Consider the following 21,318-nt stretch of genomic DNA (forward strand, 5'->3'; position numbering starts at 1 on the left):
ATATGAAACATAAAAAACTAGTAGTTGTCCTTAGTCTATTATTCCTTATTATAGCGGTAGGTAGTTGGATTTATTTACAAGCGAGACAAGATATAGTGCAGACAACGACTAATAATTCAAGTAATCTAATGCAAGAAACGCAAGATGTTCCTCCGTCCTATTTGGAGGAAGTAGAAAATGGCGGAACAATTGAAGAGGTTACTTATAATAGCAAAGATTATGCAGATGCTAACCAAGATATTGAAAAAGTAGCCTATGTTTATCTTCCTCCAGGGTATGATGTGGACGATGAATCAGCTTCCTACAATATTTTGTATCTGATGCATGGCTGGAGGATGACTGCTGGAGATTTTTTCCAATATTCTAATTTAAAAAATATTCTAGACCATATGATTGAAAATGGGGATATCGAGCCTATGATTGTGGTAACACCGACCTTTGATGCGGAAAATGCCCCTCAAGATTTCAGTCGTTCGGAAGCAGAAATTCGGAACTTCTATCATGATTTTCGGAATGATTTAGCTCCTTATATCGAAGAACGTTATCATACCTATGCAAGGAGTGGCGATGTAGCTGATTTACAAGCTAGTCGTAATCATCGGGCTTTTGCAGGTTTTTCGGGAGGCTCTGTGACGACCTGGTCACAATTCCTGCACAATTTGGACTTAATAAAATACTTTGGTCCAATGAGTGGTGACAGCTGGGAAGTGGAGGTTTATGGTGGAAGAGACAATAGCCAGAATACGGTAGATTTGTTTGAACGAGCGGTGACAGATGTTAACTACAAACCAGATGATTATCAGATTTATGCAGCAACTGGAACAGAAGATTTTGCTCAGGATTTAATTGTGACACAGGTGGAAGAAATGTGGACACGCCAACCATTTAATCAAGGAAATCTGACACTTCATATTAGTACAGGTTCAAGTCATAACCTTCTTGCTGTCCAAGAATATCTGTACAATATGCTCCCAACGTTTTTTGACAAAACGAACTAAAAAAGATGACTCAGATGAATCGTCTATCAGTATTTGTAAAATGAATACTAGAATGAAAAATCAGTATTGTTCTATTTAAGAAACTAAGAATATAATAGATTCATAAATAAGAAAGAGGTAAAGAAGATGACACAAACAATTACACTAAACGACGGAAATAAAATCCCTGCTATTGGTTTTGGAGTATTCCAAATTCCAGCGGATGGTTCAACCTATACAGCAGTAAAAGAAGCCTTGGAAGTTGGCTACCGTCATATCGATACGGCTCAAGCCTATTTCAATGAGAAAGAAGTTGGGCAGGCTATCAAGGATTCAGGTATTCCACGTGAAGAAATCTTTGTAACCAGTAAACTCTGGATTCAGGATTTTGCCTATGAGACTGCTAAGTCAACGATTGATGCGACTCTAGAGAAAATGGGACTTGACTATCTTGACCTCTATCTACTTCATCAACCTTACGGAGAAGTGGAGCAGGCTTGGAAAGCTCTTGAAGAAGCCAAAGCTGCTGGTAAAATTAAATCCATCGGTGTTTCAAACTTCACACCAAACTTTTGGAAACAATTTATTCCAAATTTTGCAACTATTCCAGCTGTCAACCAAGTTGAGTTCAACCCATACTTCCAGCAAAAAGAATTGCGTGAATTACTTGCAGAAGACCAAGTGACCATTGAAGCTTGGGCACCACTCGGACAAGGAAACAAAGAACTCTTTGAAGAGCCAATTATTACAGAATTGGCAAGTAAATACGGTAAAGATGTGGGTCAAATTATCCTGCGTTTTGAAAATCAAGAAGGAATCGTTGTCTTGCCGAAATCAACCAAGAAGAGACGTATGGCATCTAACAAAGACATTTTTGACTTTGAGTTGACAGTTGAAGAAATGGCTGCCCTTCGTGCTCTTGATAAAGGAAAAGGTTCACATGATCCAGATGCGCCAGGTGTGGGCGAATACCTTTTGACTGCTTATGATATTCATGCAAATGACTAAGTGAAAAAGTGAGGTAGCCGGAATGAAAAAAGTATTGATCTTAGGGGCTGCTGGCCAAATTGGACGAATGGTTACAGATTACTTGCTAGAACAAACAGATTTTCAGTTGGTTCTATATGCAAGAAATGCTCATACTAGGCTTTCTGATTTAGCATCTGATCGAGTTCAGCTGATAGATGGTGAGTTTAGTGATAAGCACCAATTAGTGCAGTCACTAGATGGTATTGACGCTGTCTATCTCAACTATGTTTCTGGCCCAGATGTTTTACAGACGGCACTAGATGCTATTCAAGAATCTGGTGTAAAGCGTCTGATTGCTTTAAGTGTTCCTGATATTTATCAAGAGATTACTGGTCCTTTTCAAAAATGGTATCGGCAAAACACTGGTATCATGTGGACCTCACCTGTCCGAGATTTTGCTGATAGGATAGAAGCAAGTAGCTTGGATTATGTCATATTACGGATTACGTGGCTATACAACAAAGGATTAGTCCCATTAAAAGTGACAAGAAAAGGTGAACCTTTTACCTCTGTCCAAGTATCTAGACAGTCGGTAGCACAATTTGTGGTTGATTTGCTAACAGGTAAAGAAGATTACCATCGTGAAAGTTTGGGATTAGGTGAAGTAGGAACTGCCTTTACTAAGCCAAGCTTTTACTAAGCAACTACCCTATTAAAGAAAGAGAGAAATGATAATGCAAAAACAAAATGTTGTATTTACGAATAAAGAATTAAACCTTCGTCTTGCTGGTATCTTACGCTTGCCAGCAAAGTTCGATTTGAATAATAATTATCCAGCAGTAGTTGTAATGGGTCCAATACTTTCTGTAAAAGAACAAGCTTAAGCAGTTTATGCAGATGCTCTTACAGAAGCTGGTTATGTTACCTTGGTATTTGATGGTGCTTACTTTGGTGAAAGTCAAGGTTTCCCGCGCCAACAAGAGCTTACTCGGATATTTAAGGGGCGATTGACTTTCTCGAGAGCCTTCCTTATGTCGATAAGAACCGCATTGGCGGTTTAGGTATGTGTGGTTCAGGTTCTTATATGTCAGTAGCCGGTGTGAAAGATAGCCGTTTGAAAGCTATTACCGCCGTAGTACCAGCGATTTCTGATATCTCAACCTCACCAATGACAAATTTCTTCATGCCGGAAGAAGAAGTCAAAGTAGCTAAGGATGCTTATGAAAATGGTACAGGTGATTTGGTTACGCTTAATTTCCAACCTCGTGCCTTTGAAGAAGGTGAACAGTACTATTATTCAGCTCGTGGAAATCGTGCTCGTTGGAGCAACCAAGTTGTAGCTTGGAGTCAATTAGAGCTGATTAATTACAATGTGACCAATATCATGAAAGATATGACCAAACCGTACTTGGTTGTTACTGCTGAAAATGCCTGGAGCCAACCAGCATCTCGTGAAATCTTTGATGCTGCCAAGAGTGATGTAAAAGAATGGGTAGTTGTTCCTGAAGCAAGCCACTTTGACATGTATGACCTCCATCCATTTGTAGACGTAGCTTTCGATGCTATCTTGCCATTCTTTGAAAAAAATCTATAATGCAAATGGCTCTCAGGATGAACTTCTACTTGGATTTGTTGGAAAATCATTCTAAGAAAAAAGACATGATACTCTGCGATTGTTTACTTTATAGAACAGTGCAGAGTATTTTTTATAAGAGGAGAATAAGATTATGACAATTTTATTTATCAATGGCAGTCCAAATAAAAATGGGAAGACCGTCACTCTAGCACAAAAATTGCTTAAAAACCAAGAGTACGAAATCCTTCATTTGGTAGATTATAAATTATACGCCTACGGTCAGGATTTTTCTGATGATCAGTTTAATGAAGTCATCCAGAAAGTCTTTACTGCGGATACTCTGGTCATTGGCTCTCCAGTTTATTGGCACAGTATCAATGGCTTGATCCGCAACTTTTTGGATCGTCAATATGGTGTGGTGGAAGATGAGCTGGTTGGCAAGAAACTGTATTTTATTTTTCAAGGCTCTGCGCCAACACAAGAAGTGCTAGAAATGGGGGAATATACCATGCGTCGTTATGCTGGGCTTTATGGATTAGATTATCTAGGAATGGTGAATCAATAAGAAGATAGTCCTCTTTGTTTCAACATTAGCAATTTATGGTATAATAGACGGGTTATTTTATGACACAAAAATAATGAACTTCATGAAATGAGGAGTAAACAGAAAGGATTGTTATACAAATGTTAATGTCAAAAGAGCGATTAATTGCTTTTACAGATGCCGTCTTGGCGATTATCATGACGATTTTAGTCTTGGAATTGGAACGGCCAGATCAGATTAGTTGGCAAGCCCTGTGGGACTTGCGGACCAATTTTTTCGCCTACACCATTTCTTTCTTCTGGTTGGGAACCATGTGGGTTAATTTGCATCGTAGTTGGGATGTGGTTGATAAAATCAACACCAATTTGGTTTGGAGTTCGATTGTCTTACTCTTCTTTTCATCCTTTTTCCCCTACACCACAGACTTGGTTTCGGGTGATTTTAACAATTCAGTTGCTCAAACCTTCTATGGTGTCATTGTTCTTCTGGTAACAGTTTGTAACGTCTGGATGTATCACGAATTGCATAAACTAAATCCTGATGCTGTTGGAGCAAGCCGTTTTAACATTTTAGATAAGGCAGGTCTAATTGATATTGCACTAAAGCTAATAGGTCTGGTCTTGACCTTAACAGTATTCCCATCAGCAATGATGTGGGCCGTTCTTTTTACAGCAGTCGTTATTGTCTTACCAAGAGCGATTCGTCAGTAATATTCATAAGATAAAGAAAAGTATGGTTTTCAATCGAACCATACTTTTTTGTATTATCAAGTGAGTTGCAGTAGTACACTTTTATTCTTTTTCAAAGTTGAGATGTAAAAGGTTTTTGTGGCTTCCTTATCTACGATTGGGACCTGCACACGTTGGGTTGGATTATCAAAGACGGCCTGGGTGATATTGGTTGAAAAGTGTGGCAAAGCAGAAGCAGAGATTAGTTCGTCAAAGGCTTCCCAATCTGTCTGGGCAATAAATTTGGTTTGTGTTAGCTGATCCACAAGTGGTTGCCAAATCCCCAAATCGGACCACAAGAGTATGGTTAGGTTTGCCAAATCTTCAAATGCAATTTCCTCACGCATGGCATAGGGATGGGCAGGTGGAACGGAAAGATAAAGTTGTTCTTTGAAGAATCCAGTTGTCAGCACATCGTCATGCTCAATTGGAAAGTCTGTCACGATAAACTGGAATTTCTGACTAAGTAGGGCTTCTAGTAGGGAGTCATTATCGTGTAACTCGACATGGACTTCTTGTTCGAAGTCCTGCTCTGCCAACCGATTCCTCACTTCCCATTCTGCATCAGGAGCTGAGATGCCGCCAAATAAAGTCGTAGCTTGGAGAGAGAAACGTTGGATATCTTTCAAAAATTGCTGCTCATGGTTGAGCAAAGCTTCTGCTTGTTCAACAGTATATTTACCAGTTTCCGTTAAGGAAAGTTTGTTTTTGCTTCGTTGGAAAAGCTGGGCGCCTAAGTCGTCTTCTAACTGACGCATATTACGGGTCAAAGACGGCTGTGAAATCAACAAAACCTCAGCTGCGCGTGATAGTGTTCCTTCTTTAGCGACCGTAATCAATTGTTCTAGGTGCTGTAAATTGATCATATCTTCTCCTTTGTGACTATTCACTTTATAAATAGCAGTCTAACTAATTGCTATTGTACTATTTTTTAAAGCACTTGTAAAATAGAGACATCAAGTGGAGGTGGTTGTATGAATACGATCAGATTAAATAATGGGATTGAGATGCCACAGATTGGGATGGGCTTGTTTCAGCTGAAAGGTGATGAGACTCAAACCTACATCAAACAGGCGATTGAGGCTGGGTATCGCTTATTTGATACGGCTAGTATCTATGGTAATGAAGCAGATTTAGGGCAGACCATTAAGGATTCAGGAATTGCTCGAGAGAATTTTTTTATTTCCAGCAAGGTCTGGATTCATTCTGATGGCTATGAGGCAACGATGAAGGAGTTTGAAACAAGCCTAAGTCGCTTGGGAACAGATTACATTGACCTGTATTTGATTCATCAACCGATGGGGGATGTTTATGGATCTTGGCGTGCCTTAGAGGAGCTTTATACTCAAGGGAAAATTAAGGCTATTGGCGTATCGAATTTCTCTGAAGATCGCTTGCTTGATTTTATTTTAAATACAAAAATTGTTCCAGCAGTAAATCAAATCGAGCTTCATCCTTTCTTTCATCAATCATCCCTAAGGAAACTGATGAAGGATTACGGGATTCAGGTTCAGGCTTGGGGACCGCTTTGTGAAGGGATGAAAAATATCTTTCAGCATCCAGTATTAGAAAATATCGCGAAAAAACATCAGAAATCCATTGCTCAAATCGCTTTAAAGTGGAGTGTGCAGATGGGCAATAGCGTCATCCCCAAATCAACAAATCCCGTACATTTGGAAGAAAATGTAGCCCTTTGGGATTTTGAATTGGACCAAGAAGACTTTGACCAAATCAAACAGCTGGACATTGGTTACAGTGAGATTATTGATCATAAAAATTTAGCCGTTGTAAAAGGGTTGAACTTGTGTTTAGGGAGTAAGAATACTCCTGTCTAAAGGAGGAAATATGGTATTTACAAAAGATACAAAAATTAGAGAAATTACCCAACATCCTAGTTTTAGAGGATTTGGACACTTATTATTCCCGCTTAAGCTGGCCTTTCATCCTGAGGAGACTGTCCAAGATGTGACTGATTCAAATCATTTTATCTGGTACTCAAACTTGAAAACTGAGACCAGTTTAGAGGTTTTGAATAACTTACTCGAGTATGCTCAAAAAAATGAGCAAATCTTTTTCCACATTTATGATGAGGACGAGATGGTGAAGGATCCAAGTAAGAGAGAGACAGGGCTATTCTTCTTCAAAGGAAATGAGAATGAGAAATTTGCTCTTGTCAATGCTGGTGGAGGCTTTCATTACGTTGCGGCTTTGCACGACAGTTTACCGCAAGCCTTGGCCTTAAGCCAAAGAGGGTACAACGCCTTTGCTCTGATCTATCGACCCAAGAAGGCCTATGAAGATTTGGCACGAGCCTTAGATTATCTTTACAACCATTCTAGTGAGTTGAAGATTTCTCCTGACCAGTATTCACTTTGGGGTGGTTCTGCAGGAGCTAGAATGGCTATTCGTTTAGGGAATAAAAAAGAATTACAGCGCCTGACAAGGACTTCCGTAGGTCCAGCCAGCATGATTGTTAGTCAATATACGGGTTATTCATCTGTTTCTAGAGATGATGCACCGACCTATGCAAATTGTGGAACTAACGACTGGATTGCAAACTGGCAGGTGATGGAAAATCGACTGAAGAACTTGAAAAAGCTTGGGATTGACAGCCAGTTTCACGTCTATAAAGGGTTGAGGCATGGTTTTGGTATTGGAAAAGAGACAGTAGCTGAAGGATGGATAGATGACGCCATTTCCTTCTGGGAAAAACAAATCAACAAATAGAAATTGGAGAAAAACAATGAGATTAGTAATTATTGGTGCAGCAGGACAAATTCCGGGATTTCTTATCCCACGTGTATTAGAAGAAACCGATTTTAAATTGACACTAGCGGGACGAAAGGTCAGTCAACGTTTGTCTTATCAGGATGACCGCATTCGCTATGTGGATGGGGATATGTCCCGTCTTGATAATGTCCGACAGGCTTTAGAGGATGCAGATGTTGTCTTTGTCAATGAAGCATCGCCAGCCTTGTTAGAGCCAACCATTGCCGTCATGAAGGAAATGGGGATCAGACGACTCATTGTAGCAGGGGTTCTCGGTGTGTATGATGAGGTCGTCGGAGACTTTGGTCGATGGAATGAAGCCATGATTGGTGCTTATTCACCAACAAATAATCGGGTCATCGGTGCTAAGTTAGTGGATGAGTCAGGTTTGGATTATACCTACCTTCGTATGACTTGGCTCTATAATCAGGAAGGCAATCGTGCCTATAAATTGATTCCGCAGGGGGAACCTTATAAAGGAGCGCAAGTCACGCGCCAAGCAGTTGCCCAATATGTTATGGAATTATTGCAAGATTCAAGTCGTGACCTAGGTGTGAGTGTTGGAATTGTAGAGCCAGGAAGTGAAGCTTTAGCGAAACCAGTTTTCTACTAAGAAAGTGTGAATCTATGAAAAAAGAATCATTTGGGATCATCTTACCCATTGCCCTATTAGCTTATTTTTTGATCTTAATGGATAATTCCATTATTTTTACCAGTTCTGTTCAGATTGGGGAGAGTTTGAACCTAACAGATACCAGTCTAGCTTGGGTATCGAATGCCTATACGCTTACCTTCGGTGGCTTTTTGCTCCTATCTGGTCGCTTGTCTGATTTGTTGGGCCGTAAGCGAATTTTTCAAATTGGTCTAGCAATATTTGGACTGAGTTCCTTGGTGATTGGCCTTGCCCAAAATGCATCTATGATGATTTTGGTACGTGCTATTCAAGGAATTGGAAGTTCTATTATCGCGCCAACAACCCTTGCCTTAATGATGGATACTTATTTGGGTGAGATGCGAACAAAAGCTATTTCCTACTATGGTGCGACGGCCGGAATTGGATCAAGTGTTGGTCTCTTGATTGGTGGTGGCCTAACCAGTTTTGTATCCTGGCGAGCAGGCTTTCTAATCAATGTCCCTTTGACCTTGCTATTGATGTATCTGACTCATCGTCATGTAGTTGCTAAGGCTGGACACCAAGAGAAAATTGATTACTTGGGGAGTTTATTGTCAGTTGCAGGTTTAGCGAGTCTGATCTATGGTTTGGACGGTGAGATTTACCCCCTTGCCTTTGTTATCGCTGGTTTTCTTATTTTGCTTGCCTTTTATTTCTATGAAAAAGGGCAAACGCATCCCCTTATGCCGCTAGCTCTGTTTAAAAACAAGGTCCGTTTTGGTGCCTATCTTGTCAGAGCTCTATTCATGATGGCTATGTTGCCCTATTGGTTCCTATTGCCACAGGTATTACAGGCTGAGTACGGTTTTTCAGCCTTGGAATCTGGCTTTGCTTTTCTTCCCTTAACCATCACAACCTTCCTGTCTGCTCTTCAACTACCCAAACTGACCAAGCGTTTTGGGAACAATCGAATTTTATTTGTCGGCGAGATTGCCTTATCACTCGGTCTTTTATGGGCTAGCCTATCACCATTAGAGTTGGGTTATGTGCAAGCTGTTGCCTTGCCAATGCTGGTGATTGGTATTGGTCAGGCAATGGTCGTTGCACCTGTGACGGCAGCAGGTATCTATCAAGCTCCTGATGACTTGGCAGGTTCGGCTAGTGGCTTGACAAATGCCATGCATCAAATTGGTGGACCAATTGGCTTATCTGTTATTATGGCTATGACATCGAATTTCTATGTCAGTCTTGGTTGGATGGCAGGTTTTAGCCTAGCTGCTTTAATCCTTGTCTATTTCTTGATTTATCAAGTTGGAAAAAATCCATAGGAGGTGTCTATGAGGAAAAGCTTTATTTTATTGGTAAGTGTCCTAGTCTTAGCTGCTTGCTCCGTTCAAAATAACAATACTACAAGTAGTAGTTTATCAACCTCATCTTCATCTGTTCTTCCAAGCGGGATAATGGACCAAAGTCAGATTATGGCACCGCAAGTTGGTCTCTCAGATGAAGAGTGGAATAATAGCCGTGGGACAGTCTCAGATGGAAAAGATACCAATTCTGAGCAAGAGCCGACTCGAATTTTGTCTGAAGACGCCGATAGTCTGATTGTCTATTTTTCACGGTCAGGCTCTACTGAGTTACTGGCTAGCAAGATTCAGGCACTTTCAGGTGCAGATGTGGTTGAATTGGTTGCCAAAGAAACGTATAGTTCTGATTATGGTGAAACGGTACAACGGGCCAATCAGGAACGAAATATCGAAAACACTCCTGAATTGGACGTAGAGATGCCAAATTTATCTCAATATCAATCCATCTATATTGGATATCCCATTTGGGGCATGACCATGGCAGAGCCCGTTGCAACCTTTATCGAGACCTATGCTAAAGAACTTGATGGAAAAACGATTATTCCATTTTCAACAAATGGCGGCTATGGATTAGGTTCAAGCATCGATTATATCGAAACTGTCTTGGCTGAAAACCAGGTTACCGCTCGTATCGAGCCTGCTTTTGCAGTCGAAGGAAATAAGGTCGATCAGGCTGATTCAGACTTGATGACGTGGTATGATAACTTAAACAAATAGAAAGAGGAAACTGTTATGAAAAGACGACAGATGATTTTTGGAATTGGTGTGGTAGCAATACTTGTCGCCCTATTTACATGGAACTTCTCAAGAGGACGACAATCAATATCGACAAGTCGGAGTCAATCAACGACAAGTTCTCAAACTACAACAGCATCAACCAGCCTACAAACCGATAGCGATTTATCAGGTGATAATGATGTTCTGGTTGTTTATTTCTCAAGAACGGAAGGTGTTTGGGATGGACCGCTGGAAATCGGTCACACCAAGGTCATTGCGGATTACATTACCAATGCAACTAATGCAGATCAGTACGAAATTATCCCAGCAGTTGCTTATCCTGAGGAGTATGAGGCAACAGCTGATCAGGTGCGTGAAGAACAAGAAGCAGATGCACGACCAGCTATTGCCAATGAGCTTCCAGACATTTCAGGTTACGAAACCATTTTTATTGGAGCTCCTGTTTGGTGGAGTGAGTATCCAATGATTGTACGGACCTTCTTGGATGCTGAAGCAGAAGAACTAGCAGATAAGACGCTTGTTCCGTTTACAACTCATCTTGGTTCTGGTTTGGGCAATACCCAACGTCAATTGGAGAGCCAGTTCCCAAATGCAACCGTTCTAGACGGTTTTACCGTTCGCGGAGAAGATAATACTGTGCAGAATGCAGAAGGTGATATTACCGCTTGGTTGAATGAAATTGGAGTCACAAAATAATGCTAAAACAACAACCAAAAGCACTCTATTTGACTTGGATGGCAATATTGGTCGCCCTACCTCTGCCACTGATCATTTTGCTCAATACTAGTTTGCTTGACACAAATTTAAATCTCTTTTTATATGATTTAGGCTTGATCGCTTATGTCTGGTGGCTGGCCATTGTTTATCTGTCAACTCGACCGCAGTGGTTGGATCGCTTGATTGGACTTCCAGCTATGTACTTTGTTCATGGGATGCTGGGTGTCTTAGCTCTTCTAGCAATCTTTTTTCACCAACAATTTTTATTTTCCATGCATACAGAAATTCGTCTGACAGGCGAATGGGCTTGGTATTTAGCTGTTTTTGGAATTGCCTATGCCAGCTTTTTCATGTCAGGTTGGTTGGTTGATCGGATGCCTGTGGCGAAACGCTTGAAAAATCGTTTGCAAATCTTTTTCAGACACGAGCTTTCCGTTTGGATTCACCGCTTGCATTTTGTCATGATTGGCTTAGTCTGGCTACATGTTCACTTCATCAATCGTATTGCCATTTTGACGCCATTTATGATCCTGTTTGATCTTTACACGGTTTACTTTTTGGCTTGCTATGTTTGGCAAAAGTATATTGTGGATTTTGGTAGTCTAGTCCAAGGTGAACTCATTGCAAGCACCAGCTTGTCACCAACGGTACAAGAATTACAAATCAAAGTTCCCAAAGACCACCATTATCAAGCAGGGGATTTTTACTTTATGCGCTTTAAAGATAGAAGAATCAGCAGAGAGAAACACCCTTTTTCCGTTGCCTCTGCTCCTAGTCAAGACGGCAATATCTTAACATTTATCATTCAAGGACTAGGAGATTTTACGAAGAAAGTGCCGAATTTACCACTAGGTACACGAGTTGAACTGGAAGGCCCCTTTGGTCGATTCAGTCCCATTATCGAAGAAGGCTCTATGAAACGGCCTATTATTCTTTACGGACTAGGCTCAGGTATTGCCCCTTTAAAAAGTATAGCCGACGAATACAGTGGTAAACGCTCGGTCCATATCATTTGGAGCGGGAAAAATGAGCAAGAGATGTATTATCAAGAATACTTCGAAACCTTAGCCCAAGACAATCAGTTGACCAGTTATCACGGAAAAGCTCATCGCTTTACCAAGGAAGAATTAGGAGAAATTCTATCTGCCAAGGAAATGAGACAGGGATTATTCTTTATTGTTGGTGGTGCACAAACACTCTTAAAAGTTGAAAAAAAGCTCATTACCTTAGGTATTTCTAAAAATAGAATTCATGATGAGCGCTTAACTATGTAGGATGTAAAGGAGGAACGATGAAAAGAACTCTTATTTTTTCATTAACAGGCTTGCTATTAGTCGTTCTAGGGACGATTCTTTATCTAAACTTTGAAAGCAATGAAGCCAACAATTCAACAGAGTTGATAAGCCAAAATGTGTCAAGTTCTTCTCGCACTAACTCGCTTTCTAAGGAAAAGGGAAGTAGGATTGACGGTATGACCTATACAACGAATTATGATGGTAAAGAGTATAACAAGGAAACACTTGTCTATGTGCCTGATTCGTATGAGACAGGCAAACCAATGAATATCCTGTATCTGATGCATGGATCAGGCATGTCTGCTGAGCAAGTAGCGGCAGACGTCAAACCACTGCTAGATAACTGGATTACAAATGGCGATATTGAGCCGCTACTGGTTGTATTTCCGACTTATTATCCAGATCGAAGTTTTGTTGTGTCGAATTATTCAGCCGATTATCCTTTAAATCACCACTTTGCAGAGACGGAAGTTTTAGAGGTTATGAAGACGGTTGAAAGTCAATACACGACCTTTGCTGAGACAGCCGATGAAACTGGTTTTACAACAAGTCGTTCTCATAGAGCTTTCGGTGGCTATTCTATGGGCGGTATCACGACATGGGATGTGCTGGTTGAACAGAGTGATAAAATTTTCTACTACATGCCGATGGCTGGCGATAGCTGGATTGGACAAGTTACTGGTAGAAACAGCGAGGACGCTATTGCTGAAACCTTGGTCAGTGGTCTGCAAGAAAATAACTACGGGCAGAATGATTTCCAAATAATAGCGATGGTAGGTGGAAGTGATGGGACAAAATACAGCATGATTCCACAGATCGAAGCCCTCCGTAGCAATCATAGCGATCTGATAACTGACGATAACCTCATTTATTGGGAAAATAGCGGTGGCGGACACAACCAAGAATCATTTGAATTAGAGATTCAACATGGGGTGACTTACCTTTTTCAAGAATAATAGAAAGTGAGGAACAAATGACATTTCCAGATTTGAAAACCATTCCTAAACACTATTTCAAACCTAGCGATAGACCAGGTACCTTAGAAATCCTTAATTATCCTACTTTTGAATCTTTTTCCTACACGACAAATGCCCAAATTCCAATTGAAAAAGAAGCCGTCATTTATCTTCCTTATGGCTATTCAGACCAGCAAAAATATCCAGTGGTTTATCTTAGTCATGGTGGTTGGTCCAATGAACGCACAACTATGGGAAGCCCTCATTCTCCCAATGCCTTCAAACACATTGTGGATCACGCGATTGCAAATGGAGAAATTGCCCCAGTTATCATTGTTAATCTCACATACAACAATACCAGTCCAAAAGATTCTAGCGATTTTGGTTTAGCCATTCAGCTAACAAGTCGCTATTATCGAGAACTGACCAATGATTTGATACCCGCTGTTGAGAGTAAGTACAGTACCTACGCAGCATCAACCAGCCCAGCAGATTTGATAGCCTCGCGTCAATTTCGTGCCTTCAGCGGTTTTTCAATGGGGTCTGTCAATACCTGGCGAACCTTTGAAAATGCCTTAGATTACTTTTATTATTTCAATCCTATGAGTGGAAATGTTGGAACACCAGCTAAAGCATTCGCAAATATAGTTAAAGAGAAACAAAAAGACTTCTTCATTTATGCTGCTAGTGGCACAGATGATTTTGCCTACACCGCCTTTAAAGAGCAAGTCTTCTCTCTTGCTAGGCAAGCCCCATCAGTATTCAGGTTGGAAGAAAATGTCATTTTCCGTGAAAGACTGGGAGGTAGGCATGATTATCAAGCGGTTTGTGATTATACCTACAATGTATTAGTTAATATATTTTAGGAAAGATAGAAATTAGTATTTGAAGCTATAAAATTAGATTAGAATGTAATCGTTATATCTATTGATATTGTCACATTATGACAATATATAAAAATCCTAAAGAAAGTACACTATACTTTTCATAGGAGTAGGTAATGTATAGACGATTGAGAAATTTAAGAGAGGATCATGATTATACTCAAAGATATGTTGCAGAAATTCTTTCGTTCTCTCATACAAACTATGCAAAAATAGAGCGTGGTGAAGTAACATTGACAGCAGAAATACTTATTGAGCTCTCAAATTTATACAACGTCAGTACAGATTATTTGCTAGGGCTTACAGACTTTCCTTAGCGAATAAGACTTAATATAAAATAGTCTCTCCTGATTTGTTCATTGACAATTGAATAATTCTAGGTGGGACTTTATTTATTTGTTGAGCAATAGAATGTAATGCGCCATGATATGAGCGAAAATCATTTATTCAAAAATAGGATGGTGACCTATCTGCCATGACACAAATAATGATAATGATACTTCTGACCGTTCAGGCTGCCACCGTAAAAGGACAGCGGGTGAAATTCCCATGATTGATTTAACCAGTCATACCTACTGAGGAAATAATTTTTTTGACAGGAGTGGAGGTATGAAAACAGTAACATATAAAAACTTGATGAATATTGCTTTTCCTGAACATACGGCAAGAAACATCATTAGAGAAGCAAAAAGAATAGCAGTAAAAAAGTTTGAAGAAGCTCGCAAAGTTGACCATAATGCGGTACAATTAAGTAAATCGCCCTTTGACAATAGAAGACTTGGTATTGCTCCTAAAGATATAGTAGAAGAGTTAATCGGAATTCCACTCTCTGAAGACAATTTAGAAAGTGAGAATCCAAATAGCAACAAAAAGTAGTAAAAAATACAAAGGTGTTTATTGTGATAATAAGGGAAAGATATTTTATCAGATTGATCTTGGAATCGACCCAGTAACTGGCAAAAGGGTACAAAAGAAAGCTAGAAAAAATCAATATGGTAAAACCTTTGAAACAATGAAAGAAGCATATGACGAATTAGTTCGTATAAAATATGAATTTGCCAACAAAGTCAGTTTAGAAAATTACAATATGACTTTTGAAAACTATATGAACAAAATTTATTTAAGAGCGTATAAGCAAAAAGTTCAGTCTGTGACATATAAGACGGCTCTTCCTCATCATAAACTTTTTATTCAATATTTTGGTTTAAAGCCATTAAAAGCAATAACTCCTAGAGATTGCGAAGCTTTTAGATTGCATATCATAGAGAACTATTCTGAAAACTATGCGAAAAATTTATGGTCAAGGTTTAAAGCTTGTATGGGTTATGCAGAAAGACTTGGCTATATTTCAAATATGCCTTGTAAAGCATTAGATAATCCTAGAGGTAAGCATCCAGAAACTCCATTTTGGACCTATACGGAGTTTCAGACATTTATCAAATCATTTGACTTACATGATTATGAAGAATTGCAACGATTTACTGCCATCTGGTTATATTATATGACAGGTGTACGAGTGAGCGAAGGTTTATCTTTATGTTGGGAGGATATTGATTTTGATAAAAAATTTCTAAAGGTACATACAACCTTAGAGAAAGATGAAAATGGGAATTGGTATCGTAAAGACCAAACAAAAACTCTAGCAGGTGAACGACTTATTGAATTGGATGATATTACTATTGAAGTACTTCAAGTTTGGCGAAAAAATCAGTTTGCAAATCAAGATATAGATTTTATCATTTCAAGATTTGGAGATCCTTTTTGTAAATCAACCATTTGTCGCATTATCAAACGGAAAGCTCAGCAGGTAGGAGTTCCAGTAATTACAGGAAAAGGTCTCAGACATAGCCATGCATCCTATCTAATCAATGTCTTGAAAAAAGATATTTTATATGTAGCCAGACGTATGGGACATGCCGATAAATCAACAACTTTGAATACATACAGTCACTGGTTTAATGCTTTAGATAAAACAGTTTCTGAAGAAATCACACAAAATATTAAAAGTGTAGGATTGGATTCAATTTTATGCCAAAATTCCTGCCAAACTTCAAATTAAGAACTCAAACCCCTTGATACTGCACATTTAACAGGTTGTGCAATTGTTACTCTTAAATAATAGAGTTTCCAATCATGACCACCCGTCAAACGGGTGGTTTGAACAAGGGCTATAAGCCCACATCACCAGCCAGCGCCTAAAGACGCTGGCTTTCACTTTGTTCAAGCCTCACTGCTTTTGACTCGTCACTAGCCTCTTAAAGAGGCATTCGTACTACTTGCCATTATCCCTAAAGGGATCTTCATACTCTTTTACACTTAACTTATCAAGTGCTATATCATGTTTAACTCGCTTTCTAGATTTTAAGCTCGTGAAGAAATCATCCACTGGATAATTTCTTTATTCTTGTATATATTTCTTAATTGTGGCTTCATTAAGTCCAACTTACACTCTTCAACAATTCCCCAAATTGTTGAAGCTCTCTGCCCAAAAATGACGATTGCCAAATTTATAGAGAGATTGGCGTGTTTATCAAACATCATAAGAGCACTCTTTCCTTTTAAATAGCCCATAAAACTTGATACACTTAGCCTTGGAGGAATACTGACTAACATGTGAACATGGTCTGGCATCAGATGACCTTCGATAATTTCAACACCTTTATAACTACACAATCGTCGGAATATTTCTCCCCAACTACTTCGATATTGATTATAGATGATTTTTCGTCTATACTTAGGGGTGAAGACAATGTGGTAGAACACAGCCACTTTGTATGTGATAAACTATGTGCCTTTTGCGCCCTCAACTCTTAAATTTTTAGGTTTCGGCAAAAATCATCCACTGGATAATTTTTCTCCTCCTTTCGCTTTACAATAGGCTTGAACACCTTTATTGTATCGCGTTTGGAGTTTTTTTGGTATAACCTTCGTCGCGCACCCGCATAGCGGGTGGTTTATTTGTCACGCACCTTACGGAGCGTGACGGACTAAAAGTCACATAATCAAAATAAAAACCTATCACCTGATGTGGTAGGTTTTTTCGTTCTATTGTTGCAAACGTTTTCGTTGTGGAGTATAATATAAAAAATGCTGTCTAAAGATTAGGAGAAAGACATGAAAAGTTACAAAAACTATATCTTCGATTTTTATGGTACATTGGTTGATATTCGTACAGATGAGAATAAACTAGAGGTCTGGAATCAGCTAACACAGATTTACAATGCTTTTGGTTGTTCCTATCGACCGCGCCAGTTGAAAAATGCCTATCATCGTTTTGTAGAAGAGGCAGAGAGATCTCTCGCGGAAACAGTGAGTTATCAGTATGTCGAAATTGATTTAGAAACAATCTTCATTCGCCTATTAACGGATGCACCAAATGAAAACCAAAGTACCAATAAGCCGACTGATTTAGAGACTTTTGGGCAAGTAGTAGCCACGATTTTCCGCGTGCTTTCACGTGAAAAGTTAGAGGCTTATGAAAATACCCTAACTAGTCTACAGACATTAAAGGACAGAGAAGCGCGATTATTTATTCTCTCTAATGCTCAACGAATTTTTACTCAGGCAGAAATTGAACAGACAGGTTGTGCTGATTTGATGGAAAAAATTTATATCTCTTCTGACTTTAAGATGAAGAAGCCTGAACCAGCATTTCTTCAACTGGTTTTAGAGGAAAATAATCTTGATGTTGAAGAAACGGTTATGGTTGGTAATGATTTGACATCCGATATAGCTATTGCTCATGAATTGGGAATGGATTCCATTTTGCTGAATACTTTCCCGTATAGTCAGGAAGAAATCGACTCTTATAGGAGACTTTGTTGGAATTTTGAGGTTGTTGGAGATATAGCGGAGCTATTGTAAATAAGCGATAGAACAGTAAAGGATATACATAAAATATATTATGTAAAAAGGTGAAACTACTTTCATTTCAATGAAGGTAGTTTTGTCTTTTCTAGCCATTTTCTGGTATACTAGATAGGTATAAAATTTAGAAAGGTTCTGTTTTGGGGTATTCCCAAACAGTAGTCAGATATTCTGGCTAGAGGTATTAGTTTCATGTCTCAAACCCATATTAACGTTATCGGAGCTGGCTTGGCTGGCTCAGAAGCAGCTTATCAGATTGCCAAGCGTGGCATTCCTGTCAAACTCTACGAGATGCGTGGTGTCAAACCAACACCCCAGCACAAGACCGACAAGTTCGCAGAGTTGGTCTGTTCCAACTCTTTCCGTGGCGATAGTTTAACCAACGCTGTCGGTCTTCTCAAGGAAGAAATGCGTCGCTTGGATTCCATCATCATGCGTGCCGGAGAGGCTCACCGTGTGCCTGCTGGGGGTGCCATGGCCATGGACCGTGAGAATTTCTCTCAAGCAGTTACTGATGAGATTCACAGCCACCCACTGATTGAGGTCATTCGTGGCGAGATTACAGAGATTCCTGACGATGCTATCACAGTTATCGCGACGGGGCCTTTGACATCTGACGCCTTGGCGGAGAAGATTCACGCGCTTAATGGTGGTGACGGTTTTTACTTCTACGATGCGGCAGCACCGATTGTGGACAGCTCGACCATTAACATGGACTTAGTTTATCTTAAGTCCCGTTACGACAAGGGAGAGGCTGCCTATCTCAATGCTCCGATGAACAAGGAGCAGTTTACCGCTTTCTATGAAGCCTTGATTTCAGCAGAAGAGGCGCCGCTCAATTCCTTTGAAAAAGAAAAATACTTTGAAGGCTGTATGCCCATTGAAGTCATGGCCAAACGTGGCATTAAAACCATGTTGTATGGTCCGATGAAACCAGTCGGTCTGGAATACCCAGAAGACTACAAGGGGCCTCGTGACGGTGAATACAAGACACCCTATGCTGTTGTTCAACTCCGTCAGGACAACGCAGCAGGTAGCCTTTACAATATTGTTGGCTTCCAGACTCATCTCAAGTGGGGCGAGCAGAAGCGGGTCTTCCAAATGATTCCAGGACTCGAAAATGCTGAATTTGTCCGCTACGGCGTTATGCACCGCAATTCCTATATGGATTCGCCAAACTTATTGGAACAGACCTTTGCCACCAAGAAAAATCCAAATCTTTTCTTTGCAGGTCAAATGACAGGAGTAGAAGGCTATGTTGAGTCTGCCGCTTCTGGTTTAGTGGCCGGTATCAATGCTGTTCGCCGCTTCCGTGGCGAAGACCCAGTTATCTTCCCACAGACCACAGCCATCGGAGCTCTGCCATTCTACATCACCCATACTGAAAGCAAGCACTTCCAGCCTATGAATGTCAACTTTGGCATCATTAAGGAGCTGGATGGGCCACGTATCCGCGATAAGAAGGAGCGTTATGAAGCAATAGCAGAGCGTTCCCTTAGGGACTTGGAAGAGTTTTTGGCTTACTAAGATAATCAGCTATTTCCAGACACCTTCGGGTGTCTTTTTCTTATGTTAAAATCAAAAAACACTCAAACAAAAAACTAGTTTGTTCGGAAAGTCCGAAAAATGACCTGAAATAACTAAATTTTCTGAATATTTCAGAAAATCTGTGGTATAATAGTAAAAACATTGTTTAGAAAGAGATGTATATGAACAAGTCCTATTTTTATTTGGATATGAAAACTCATGAATTAGACGTTCCGTTCACCGGTCGAAAGCGTCGTGTCCGTGTCTTATTGCCAAAAGGTTACGAAGAAAATACGGAAACGACCTATCCAGTTGTCTACTTCCATGATGGACAAAATGTTTTGTACAGTAAAGAAGCCTTTTCTGGACATTCTTGGAAAGTGATTCCTACTATTAAGCGAAATCCCGATATTGCCAAGATGATTATCGTAGCGATTGACAATGATGGTGCTGAACGGATGCATGAATATGCCGCATGGAAGTTTAGCGAAATGGGGATTCCAGGCATTCAGTTTGGTGGCAAGGGAACCTTATATGCCGAATTTGTCATGGATGTGGTGAAGCCCTTTATCGATAAAGAATACCGTACTAAGTCTGATAAGGCCCACACAGCTATGATTGGTTCATCTTTAGGTGGTAATATCACACAATTTATGGGATTGGCTTATCAAGACCAGATTGGCTGTCTGGGTGTCTTTTCATCTGCCAACTGGCTTCATCAAGAAGCATTTGACCGCTATATTGAACGTCAAAACTTAGACAAGGACCAACGGGTCTACATCTATGTTGGAACTGAAGAAGCGGATGATACAGATAAAACCTTGATGGCAGGTAATATCAAGCAGGCTTATATCAATTCTTCATTGACTTACTACCGTCAATTGCTCGCTGGCGGAGTGGATTTGGACAATATCGCCTTGGAAGTCGTTTCAGGTGCGGTCCATAATGAAGAGGCTTGGGCAGCTTATTTGCCAGATTGCTTACGCTTTTTAAGCGAAAAGTGGTAATGTAAAGAATTAGTTAGGAGAATGAATATGCATGTAGAATTTTTAAGTCACTGGTCTGGAAATCTAGGCCGAGAAATGAATCTAAATCGTTATGGTCACGCTGGGATTCCTGTTGTTGTCTTTGCCTCATCAGGCGGTTCTTACAATGAGTATGCAGATTTTGGGATGATTGAAGCTTGTCGTGGCTCTATCGAGGCAGGTCATGTTCAATTTTTCACCTTAACGAGTTACGATAGTGAAAGCTGGTTGGCAGACTGGAAATCCATTCATGATAAGGCAGAGGCTCACCGCGCCTACGAACGCTATGTGATTGAAGAAGCGATTCCATTTATCAAACATAAAACTGGTTGGTTCGATGGTATGATGACAACTGGTTGCTCAATGGGGGCCTACCATGCCTTAAACTTCTTCCTGCAACATCCAGATGTTTTCACAAAAGTCATCGCCCTTTCAGGTGTCTATGATGCTCGTTTCTTCAACAACAATCAAGACTATGGCAATGACGATGCTGTTTATCAAAACTCACCATCTGACTACATCTGGAACCAAAACGACGGCTGGTTTATTGACAAATATCGTCAAGCAGATATTATCGTCTGCACAGGTTTGGGTGATTGGGAGCAAGACGGTCTGGACTCATTCTACAACCTAAAACGTGCCTTTGAAGAGAAGAATATCCCAGCTTGGTTTGATACTTGGGGAACAGATGTGGCCCACGACTGGGTATGGTGGAGAAAACAAATGCCATTCTTCCTCCATTCTATCGGGCATTAAGCTAGAAAGG

24 protein-coding genes and 1 pseudogene are annotated in these 21,318 nt (G+C 40.1%); 23 read left to right on the top strand and 2 right to left on the bottom strand.

The window, feature by feature from the left end; translation table 11 throughout:
• The first annotated feature begins 2 nt into the window (after positions 1 to 2).
• The 7 genes from P7J58_RS05135 (at position 3) to P7J58_RS05165 (ending at position 4,776) form a co-directional block, all read left to right on the top strand.
• Positions 3 to 998: an alpha/beta hydrolase gene (locus P7J58_RS05135; RefSeq protein ID WP_161944779.1), complete on the top strand. Its 996-nt coding sequence runs from the start codon at positions 3 to 5 to the stop codon at positions 996 to 998.
• A gap of 126 nt (positions 999 to 1,124) precedes the next feature.
• The gene (locus tag P7J58_RS05140; protein ID WP_105146702.1) at positions 1,125 to 1,985 is read left to right on the top strand and encodes an aldo/keto reductase; all 861 of its coding nucleotides are present in this window, start codon (positions 1,125 to 1,127) and stop codon (positions 1,983 to 1,985) included.
• Between the two features lie 22 nt (positions 1,986 to 2,007).
• Positions 2,008 to 2,646 carry an NAD(P)H-binding protein gene (locus P7J58_RS05145; protein WP_105146701.1) on the top strand — a complete coding sequence of 213 codons (639 nt, stop codon included), beginning with the start codon at positions 2,008 to 2,010 and terminating at the stop codon, positions 2,644 to 2,646.
• A 34-nt stretch (positions 2,647 to 2,680) separates the two neighbouring features.
• On the top strand, positions 2,681 to 2,830 hold the full coding sequence (locus P7J58_RS05150; RefSeq protein ID WP_321538198.1) for a hypothetical protein: 150 nt from the start codon (positions 2,681 to 2,683) through the stop codon (positions 2,828 to 2,830).
• Between the two features lie 200 nt (positions 2,831 to 3,030).
• Positions 3,031 to 3,540: an alpha/beta hydrolase gene (locus P7J58_RS05155; RefSeq protein WP_321538197.1), complete on the top strand. Its 510-nt coding sequence runs from the start codon at positions 3,031 to 3,033 to the stop codon at positions 3,538 to 3,540.
• Between the two features lie 133 nt (positions 3,541 to 3,673).
• Entirely contained in the window at positions 3,674 to 4,087 is a 414-nt protein-coding gene (locus tag P7J58_RS05160) for a flavodoxin family protein (RefSeq protein ID WP_105146700.1), read from the top strand.
• A 125-nt stretch (positions 4,088 to 4,212) separates the two neighbouring features.
• Positions 4,213 to 4,776 (top strand): TMEM175 family protein, encoded by a 564-nt coding sequence (locus tag P7J58_RS05165; protein ID WP_105146699.1) that lies wholly within the window; start codon positions 4,213 to 4,215, stop codon positions 4,774 to 4,776.
• A gap of 56 nt (positions 4,777 to 4,832) precedes the next feature.
• Here the strand turns inward: P7J58_RS05165 and P7J58_RS05170 are convergent, their stop codons facing one another.
• Positions 4,833 to 5,660, bottom strand: a complete 828-nt coding sequence (locus P7J58_RS05170) for a LysR family transcriptional regulator (protein WP_105146698.1) — start codon at positions 5,658 to 5,660, stop codon at positions 4,833 to 4,835.
• A gap of 108 nt (positions 5,661 to 5,768) precedes the next feature.
• Between P7J58_RS05170 and P7J58_RS05175 the strand changes: the two genes are divergently transcribed.
• The 12 genes from P7J58_RS05175 to P7J58_RS05230 all read left to right on the top strand — a co-directional run bounded on the left by P7J58_RS05175 (position 5,769) and on the right by P7J58_RS05230 (position 16,192).
• The gene (locus tag P7J58_RS05175; protein WP_105146697.1) at positions 5,769 to 6,629 is read left to right on the top strand and encodes an aldo/keto reductase; all 861 of its coding nucleotides are present in this window, start codon (positions 5,769 to 5,771) and stop codon (positions 6,627 to 6,629) included.
• Positions 6,630 to 6,639: 10 nt separating this feature from the next.
• Positions 6,640 to 7,521 carry an alpha/beta hydrolase gene (locus tag P7J58_RS05180; RefSeq protein ID WP_408555851.1) on the top strand — a complete coding sequence of 294 codons (882 nt, stop codon included), beginning with the start codon at positions 6,640 to 6,642 and terminating at the stop codon, positions 7,519 to 7,521.
• 16 nt (positions 7,522 to 7,537) lie between these two features.
• A complete protein-coding gene (locus tag P7J58_RS05185; RefSeq protein ID WP_105146695.1) occupies positions 7,538 to 8,176 on the top strand; it encodes an NAD(P)H-binding protein in 639 nt (212 codons plus the stop codon).
• A 14-nt stretch (positions 8,177 to 8,190) separates the two neighbouring features.
• Complete coding sequence (locus tag P7J58_RS05190; RefSeq protein WP_408555850.1) at positions 8,191 to 9,504, top strand: MFS transporter; 1,314 nt, start codon at positions 8,191 to 8,193, stop codon at positions 9,502 to 9,504.
• Positions 9,505 to 9,513: 9 nt separating this feature from the next.
• Positions 9,514 to 10,260 carry a flavodoxin family protein gene (locus P7J58_RS05195; RefSeq protein ID WP_105146693.1) on the top strand — a complete coding sequence of 249 codons (747 nt, stop codon included), beginning with the start codon at positions 9,514 to 9,516 and terminating at the stop codon, positions 10,258 to 10,260.
• A gap of 15 nt (positions 10,261 to 10,275) precedes the next feature.
• Complete coding sequence (locus tag P7J58_RS05200) at positions 10,276 to 10,977, top strand: flavodoxin (RefSeq protein WP_105146692.1); 702 nt, start codon at positions 10,276 to 10,278, stop codon at positions 10,975 to 10,977.
• Complete coding sequence (locus tag P7J58_RS05205) at positions 10,977 to 12,272, top strand: FAD-binding oxidoreductase (protein WP_105146691.1); 1,296 nt, start codon at positions 10,977 to 10,979, stop codon at positions 12,270 to 12,272. The genes P7J58_RS05200 and P7J58_RS05205 overlap by 1 nt, the downstream gene beginning before the upstream one ends.
• 17 nt (positions 12,273 to 12,289) lie before the next feature.
• Positions 12,290 to 13,249 carry an alpha/beta hydrolase gene (locus P7J58_RS05210; RefSeq protein WP_105146690.1) on the top strand — a complete coding sequence of 320 codons (960 nt, stop codon included), beginning with the start codon at positions 12,290 to 12,292 and terminating at the stop codon, positions 13,247 to 13,249.
• 17 nt (positions 13,250 to 13,266) lie between these two features.
• On the top strand, positions 13,267 to 14,115 hold the full coding sequence (locus P7J58_RS05215; RefSeq protein ID WP_105146689.1) for an alpha/beta hydrolase: 849 nt from the start codon (positions 13,267 to 13,269) through the stop codon (positions 14,113 to 14,115).
• 134 nt (positions 14,116 to 14,249) lie between these two features.
• On the top strand, positions 14,250 to 14,450 hold the full coding sequence (locus P7J58_RS05220; RefSeq protein ID WP_105146688.1) for a helix-turn-helix domain-containing protein: 201 nt from the start codon (positions 14,250 to 14,252) through the stop codon (positions 14,448 to 14,450).
• A 292-nt stretch (positions 14,451 to 14,742) separates the two neighbouring features.
• Positions 14,743 to 15,009 carry a DUF3173 family protein gene (locus P7J58_RS05225; protein WP_408555849.1) on the top strand — a complete coding sequence of 89 codons (267 nt, stop codon included), beginning with the start codon at positions 14,743 to 14,745 and terminating at the stop codon, positions 15,007 to 15,009.
• Entirely contained in the window at positions 14,993 to 16,192 is a 1,200-nt protein-coding gene (locus P7J58_RS05230) for a tyrosine-type recombinase/integrase (RefSeq protein ID WP_105146711.1), read from the top strand. Before P7J58_RS05225 ends, P7J58_RS05230 begins: the two co-directional genes overlap by 17 nt.
• Before the next feature lie 213 nt (positions 16,193 to 16,405).
• On the opposite strand, the pseudogene tnpA reads toward P7J58_RS05230, so the two are convergent.
• Positions 16,406 to 16,940 (bottom strand): annotated as a pseudogene (gene tnpA / locus P7J58_RS05235) (IS200/IS605 family transposase).
• Positions 16,941 to 17,247: 307 nt separating this feature from the next.
• On the opposite strand from tnpA, the gene P7J58_RS05240 reads away from it, so the two are divergent.
• The 4 genes from P7J58_RS05240 (at position 17,248) to P7J58_RS05255 (ending at position 21,308) form a co-directional block, all read left to right on the top strand.
• The gene (locus P7J58_RS05240) at positions 17,248 to 17,997 is read left to right on the top strand and encodes an HAD family hydrolase (RefSeq protein WP_029179891.1); all 750 of its coding nucleotides are present in this window, start codon (positions 17,248 to 17,250) and stop codon (positions 17,995 to 17,997) included.
• A 195-nt stretch (positions 17,998 to 18,192) separates the two neighbouring features.
• On the top strand, positions 18,193 to 19,527 hold the full coding sequence (gene trmFO / locus P7J58_RS05245) for a methylenetetrahydrofolate--tRNA-(uracil(54)-C(5))-methyltransferase (FADH(2)-oxidizing) TrmFO (RefSeq protein WP_408555848.1): 1,335 nt from the start codon (positions 18,193 to 18,195) through the stop codon (positions 19,525 to 19,527).
• A gap of 182 nt (positions 19,528 to 19,709) precedes the next feature.
• Entirely contained in the window at positions 19,710 to 20,534 is an 825-nt protein-coding gene (locus tag P7J58_RS05250) for an alpha/beta hydrolase (protein ID WP_408555847.1), read from the top strand.
• Positions 20,535 to 20,561: 27 nt separating this feature from the next.
• A complete protein-coding gene (locus P7J58_RS05255; protein WP_408555846.1) occupies positions 20,562 to 21,308 on the top strand; it encodes an esterase family protein in 747 nt (248 codons plus the stop codon).
• The last annotated feature ends 10 nt before the right edge of the window (positions 21,309 to 21,318 follow it).

Source organism: Streptococcus suis, assembly GCF_046032535.1.
GTDB lineage: Bacteria > Bacillota > Bacilli > Lactobacillales > Streptococcaceae > Streptococcus > Streptococcus suis_AK.

Excerpts from the sequence above, each read along its gene's own strand:
- P7J58_RS05140 (WP_105146702.1), top strand. The coding sequence starts at position 1,125 with ATGACACAAACAATTACACTAAACGACGGAAATAAAATCCCTGCTATT.
- trmFO (WP_408555848.1), top strand. The coding sequence starts at position 18,193 with ATGTCTCAAACCCATATTAACGTTATCGGAGCTGGCTTGGCTGGCTCA.
- P7J58_RS05255 (WP_408555846.1), top strand. The coding sequence starts at position 20,562 with ATGCATGTAGAATTTTTAAGTCACTGGTCTGGAAATCTAGGCCGAGAA.
- P7J58_RS05145 (WP_105146701.1), top strand. The coding sequence starts at position 2,008 with ATGAAAAAAGTATTGATCTTAGGGGCTGCTGGCCAAATTGGACGAATG.
- P7J58_RS05240 (WP_029179891.1), top strand. The coding sequence starts at position 17,248 with ATGAAAAGTTACAAAAACTATATCTTCGATTTTTATGGTACATTGGTT.
- P7J58_RS05175 (WP_105146697.1), top strand. The coding sequence starts at position 5,769 with ATGAATACGATCAGATTAAATAATGGGATTGAGATGCCACAGATTGGG.
- P7J58_RS05180 (WP_408555851.1), top strand. The coding sequence starts at position 6,640 with ATGGTATTTACAAAAGATACAAAAATTAGAGAAATTACCCAACATCCT.
- P7J58_RS05155 (WP_321538197.1), top strand. The coding sequence starts at position 3,031 with ATGTCAGTAGCCGGTGTGAAAGATAGCCGTTTGAAAGCTATTACCGCC.
- P7J58_RS05215 (WP_105146689.1), top strand. The coding sequence starts at position 13,267 with ATGACATTTCCAGATTTGAAAACCATTCCTAAACACTATTTCAAACCT.
- P7J58_RS05165 (WP_105146699.1), top strand. The coding sequence starts at position 4,213 with ATGTCAAAAGAGCGATTAATTGCTTTTACAGATGCCGTCTTGGCGATT.
- P7J58_RS05225 (WP_408555849.1), top strand. The coding sequence starts at position 14,743 with ATGAAAACAGTAACATATAAAAACTTGATGAATATTGCTTTTCCTGAA.
- P7J58_RS05170 (WP_105146698.1), bottom strand. The coding sequence starts at position 5,660 with ATGATCAATTTACAGCACCTAGAACAATTGATTACGGTCGCTAAAGAA.
- P7J58_RS05195 (WP_105146693.1), top strand. The coding sequence starts at position 9,514 with ATGAGGAAAAGCTTTATTTTATTGGTAAGTGTCCTAGTCTTAGCTGCT.
- P7J58_RS05160 (WP_105146700.1), top strand. The coding sequence starts at position 3,674 with ATGACAATTTTATTTATCAATGGCAGTCCAAATAAAAATGGGAAGACC.
- P7J58_RS05200 (WP_105146692.1), top strand. The coding sequence starts at position 10,276 with ATGAAAAGACGACAGATGATTTTTGGAATTGGTGTGGTAGCAATACTT.
- P7J58_RS05220 (WP_105146688.1), top strand. The coding sequence starts at position 14,250 with ATGTATAGACGATTGAGAAATTTAAGAGAGGATCATGATTATACTCAA.
- P7J58_RS05210 (WP_105146690.1), top strand. The coding sequence starts at position 12,290 with ATGAAAAGAACTCTTATTTTTTCATTAACAGGCTTGCTATTAGTCGTT.
- P7J58_RS05250 (WP_408555847.1), top strand. The coding sequence starts at position 19,710 with ATGAACAAGTCCTATTTTTATTTGGATATGAAAACTCATGAATTAGAC.
- P7J58_RS05150 (WP_321538198.1), top strand. The coding sequence starts at position 2,681 with ATGCAAAAACAAAATGTTGTATTTACGAATAAAGAATTAAACCTTCGT.
- P7J58_RS05190 (WP_408555850.1), top strand. The coding sequence starts at position 8,191 with ATGAAAAAAGAATCATTTGGGATCATCTTACCCATTGCCCTATTAGCT.
- P7J58_RS05185 (WP_105146695.1), top strand. The coding sequence starts at position 7,538 with ATGAGATTAGTAATTATTGGTGCAGCAGGACAAATTCCGGGATTTCTT.
- P7J58_RS05205 (WP_105146691.1), top strand. The coding sequence starts at position 10,977 with ATGCTAAAACAACAACCAAAAGCACTCTATTTGACTTGGATGGCAATA.
- P7J58_RS05135 (WP_161944779.1), top strand. The coding sequence starts at position 3 with ATGAAACATAAAAAACTAGTAGTTGTCCTTAGTCTATTATTCCTTATT.